A 3,717-nucleotide genomic window follows, 5' to 3' on the forward strand; every position below is an offset into this window, starting at 1 on the left:
GTTCGTGGCCAACGACCTGAGCCTGGACGACAGCACGCGGATGCTGGTGATTACCGGCCCGAACATGGGCGGTAAATCCACTTATATGCGGCAAACCGCGCTGATCGTGCTGCTGGCGCATATCGGTAGCTTCGTGCCTGCCGCCAGCTGCGAATTGTCGCTGGTGGACCGGATTTTCACCCGGATCGGCTCCAGCGATGACCTGGCCGGTGGTCGTTCGACCTTCATGGTCGAGATGAGCGAAACCGCGAACATCCTGCACAACGCCACCGAACGCAGCCTGGTGCTGATGGACGAGGTCGGCCGCGGTACCAGCACCTTCGACGGTCTGTCGCTGGCCTGGGCAGCAGCCGAGCGCCTGGCGCAGCTGCGCGCTTATACGCTGTTCGCCACCCACTACTTCGAGCTGACGGTACTGCCGGAAAGCCAGCCGCTGGTGGCCAACGTCCACCTCAATGCCACCGAGCACAACGAGCGCATCGTATTCCTCCACCACGTACTGCCTGGCCCTGCCAGCCAGAGCTACGGATTGGCGGTTGCGCAACTGGYCGGCGTCCCCACCGAAGTGATCCTGCGGGCTCGCGAGCATCTGGGTCGACTGGAAGCCACCGCTCTGCCTCACGAAACGGTGCAGCCAAGCAAAGGCAAACAGGTCGCGCCGCAGCAGAGCGATATGTTCGCCAGCCTGCCGCATCCAGTGCTCGATGAACTCGCCAAGCTTAATCTGGATGACATGACTCCGCGTAAGGCGCTCGAAATGCTCTATACATTAAAGACACGGATCTAACGCACTTGCCTGCAAGCTGTTAGAATCTCGCGCGGTTTGGGATGCTGCAGGCAAATAGCCTGGTCTGCAGACTATCGCTCCCAAACCTGGCGACCCCACCGTGAAGGGGCGCAGCACGCCGCCGCCTGAGGAGAGAATTAGAAATGACCTTCGTCGTCACCGACAACTGCATCAAGTGCAAGTACACCGACTGCGTAGAAGTGTGTCCGGTGGACCGCTTTTACGAAGGCCCGAACTTCCTGGTGATTCACCCGGATGCGGCAGAGTTTGATGGCGTTAAAGGCAAGATCAAAGACCTCGTTCGCTGATCAGTGCCGCGCTCTTGAGCTGCGCTCCCAAAAGGCCCCTTGCGGGGCTTTTTGCGTTTGAGGGGGTTACGACCCTTTTCTACGGGCAAAAAAAAAGGGGCGGTATGACCCGCCCACATTTTTTCCCTATTCCTTGTGTTCCTTTTCATCGTCCTGATGAATCACGTCCCTGCGATGTTCCTTGACCATCATCCTTGATGGCTGTGTCTATCCGTCGACACAGGGTTGATATTAAAGAGTTCCCCGGCAAGAGCAATCGCCTGCCAAGAGCAAATCAGGGTGAAACGACATGTTTAATAATAAAAAATATTATTATAAATCAATCAGTTATCCAATCCAGCCAACAAAGATAGACGACCACTACACGGTAGAAAACCCGAACACTTACGAAAGAGTAAGCCATGGCTTACGCTAACCTGCGAAAGAGTCCGAGCAGCTTCAGGAAAGGTTAAACAGCACATCAATTGTACGAATAACAAAAAGCCCCGAAACAGACGGGGCTTATTGTTATCAGGCGAACGCGCTCCTGCTACTGGAACAGCGACTCGCTCGACAGGCCATTCTTCTCAAGGATTTCCCGCAGGCGTTTCAGACCTTCAACCTGAATCTGTCTGACCCGTTCACGGGTCAGGCCAATCTCCAGGCCTACGTCTTCCAGCGTACTGCTCTCGTGGCCGCGCAGGCCGAAGCGGCGGATCACCACTTCGCGCTGTTTGTCCGTCAGCTCCGAGAGCCACTGATCGATGCTCTGCGACAGGTCATCATCCTGAAGCAGCTCACAAGGATCGGTAGGTCGGTCATCAGTGAGGGTGTCCAGCAGGGTTTTATCCGAATCCGGACCCAGCGAGACGTCGACCGAAGAAACCCGCTCGTTCAGGCCCAGCATGCGCTTGACCTCTCCTACCGGCTTTTCCAGCAGGTTGGCGATTTCTTCGGGTGAGGGTTCATGATCGAGCTTTTGCGTCAGCTCCCGTGCTGCCCGAAGGTAGACGTTGAGCTCTTTCACCACATGAATCGGCAGCCGGATAGTCCGGGTCTGATTCATGATTGCACGCTCGATGGTCTGGCGGATCCACCAGGTCGCGTAGGTCGAAAAGCGGAAGCCGCGCTCCGGGTCGAACTTTTCCACTGCCCGGATCAGTCCGAGGTTGCCCTCTTCGATCAGGTCGAGCAGCGACAGTCCACGATTGACATAGCGTCGGGCGATTTTCACCACCAGCCGCAAGTTGCTTTCAATCATGCGTTTGCGCCCAGCCGGATCGCCACTTTGCGACAGTCGCGCAAAATGAACTTCTTCTTCCGGTGACAACAAGGGGGAAAAGCCGATTTCGTTGAGGTACAACTGGGTAGCATCGAGCGCTCGGGTGTAGTCGATGTACTTATGCTGCTTGAGTGTTGCGGAGTGCCTGGATTTGGCGCGAACTGAAGGCGTAGCTGATCCTTCATTCGACATCTCGTCCGATGCGACGTCGGTCTCCATCAGGAGAACCTCATCGTCGATGTCAAACTCCGGCACTTCTTTACTGAGAGCCATTGTTATAGTCCTTTGGTGAGTTCGACCTCAAGCTCAAGCGACGCCTTTATCCTTGGCAACGCTGGAGCCTGTTCCCTCTACGTGACGGAACAGGCTGGTAACAAATCAACGACGTGGCAGGAATTGCAGCGGATCTACAGGTTTACCTTGTCGGCGAATCTCAAAATGCAGTTTCACCCGGTCTGTACCCGTTGACCCCATTTCGGCAATTGTCTGTCCGACTTTGACCTGCTGCCCCTCCCGAACCAACAGCCTGCGGTTGTGACCGTAGGCACTGACGTAGGTATCGCTGTGTTTGATGATGACCAATTCGCCGTAGCCCCGCAAGCCACTCCCGGCGTAAACCACCGTCCCATCAGACGCAGCTAAAACAGGCTGTCCCAAATCCCCGGCGATATCAATTCCTTTATTCAAACTACCGTTTGAAGAGAATTTTCCAATCAAAATGCCGTTGGATGGCCATCCCCAGCCTGTCGGCGCAGGCCCTGCCGGAGGCAGTGGCGCAGGTGCCGGCTTGTTTGCGACGGACGGTGCAGCCGTCTGTTTCGCGGTGGTCGCACCCGAGGCTGGCCCCCGGGTTACGGTAAATTTGCTCGAAGGAGAAGCGATTGTTCCGGACGGGGTCACCACCTCTGTCGGCGTTGAACCGGAGCGCCCATCGAAGCGAATCGTCTGACCTGGATGGATTGTGTAAGGCGTAGGAATGTTGTTGCGTGCCGCCAGGGCCTTGTAGTCCCAGCCGTAGCGAAACGCGATCGAGAACAGGGTATCGCCGCGACGGACCACGTATTGKCCGGTGGTTACTGCGGGGCGTTGGGCCGCCGCGTTATTACGATCGACCACTCGCACATCGCTTGAACGCGTGCTGGAGCAACCGACCAACAAGGAACTCAAGACAAGGCCAGTCACCAGGCGCTGAAAGCTTGTTGTACCGATACGCTGCGCAATGACTGTGAGACTCACCCGCCGCTCCCTTTGTGGTGGTTGAAGATAAATATCGCCGTATTCAGGCATGAAATGTCGCAAGTATAACTGGCCGTTCGGGCTTTACCGTCGGCAAAGTACAATCGACACACGCACACGTTTGC

The 3,717-nt window shown here is 56.3% G+C and carries 3 protein-coding genes and 1 pseudogene; 2 read left to right on the plus strand and 2 right to left on the minus strand.

Going from position 1 to position 3,717, the window contains the following annotated elements:
• The coding region (locus AC1DH9_RS26510) for a MutS-related protein (protein WP_477809095.1) at positions 1–787 on the plus strand (787 nt) is incomplete at its 5' end.
• A gap of 143 nt (positions 788–930) precedes the next feature.
• A pseudogene (locus AC1DH9_RS26515) lies at positions 931–1,044 on the plus strand (4Fe-4S dicluster domain-containing protein); the annotation flags it as partial.
• Between the two features lie 580 nt (positions 1,045–1,624).
• On the opposite strand, the gene rpoS reads toward AC1DH9_RS26515, so the two are convergent.
• On the minus strand, positions 1,625–2,629 hold the full coding sequence (gene rpoS / locus AC1DH9_RS26520) for an RNA polymerase sigma factor RpoS (protein WP_019692114.1): 1,005 nt from the start codon (positions 2,627–2,629) through the stop codon (positions 1,625–1,627).
• A gap of 105 nt (positions 2,630–2,734) precedes the next feature.
• Positions 2,735–3,592 (minus strand): peptidoglycan DD-metalloendopeptidase family protein, encoded by an 858-nt coding sequence (locus AC1DH9_RS26525; RefSeq protein ID WP_427544631.1) that lies wholly within the window; start codon positions 3,590–3,592, stop codon positions 2,735–2,737.
• Positions 3,593–3,717: the final 125 nt, after the last annotated feature.

It is taken from the genome of Pseudomonas sp. 05T35, from assembly GCF_056396605.1.

What these genes read in the sequence shown, in the direction of transcription:
- rpoS (WP_019692114.1), bottom strand. Translation starts at nt 2,629, where the DNA reads ATGGCTCTCAGTAAAGAAGTGCCGGAGTTTGACATCGACGATGAGGTT.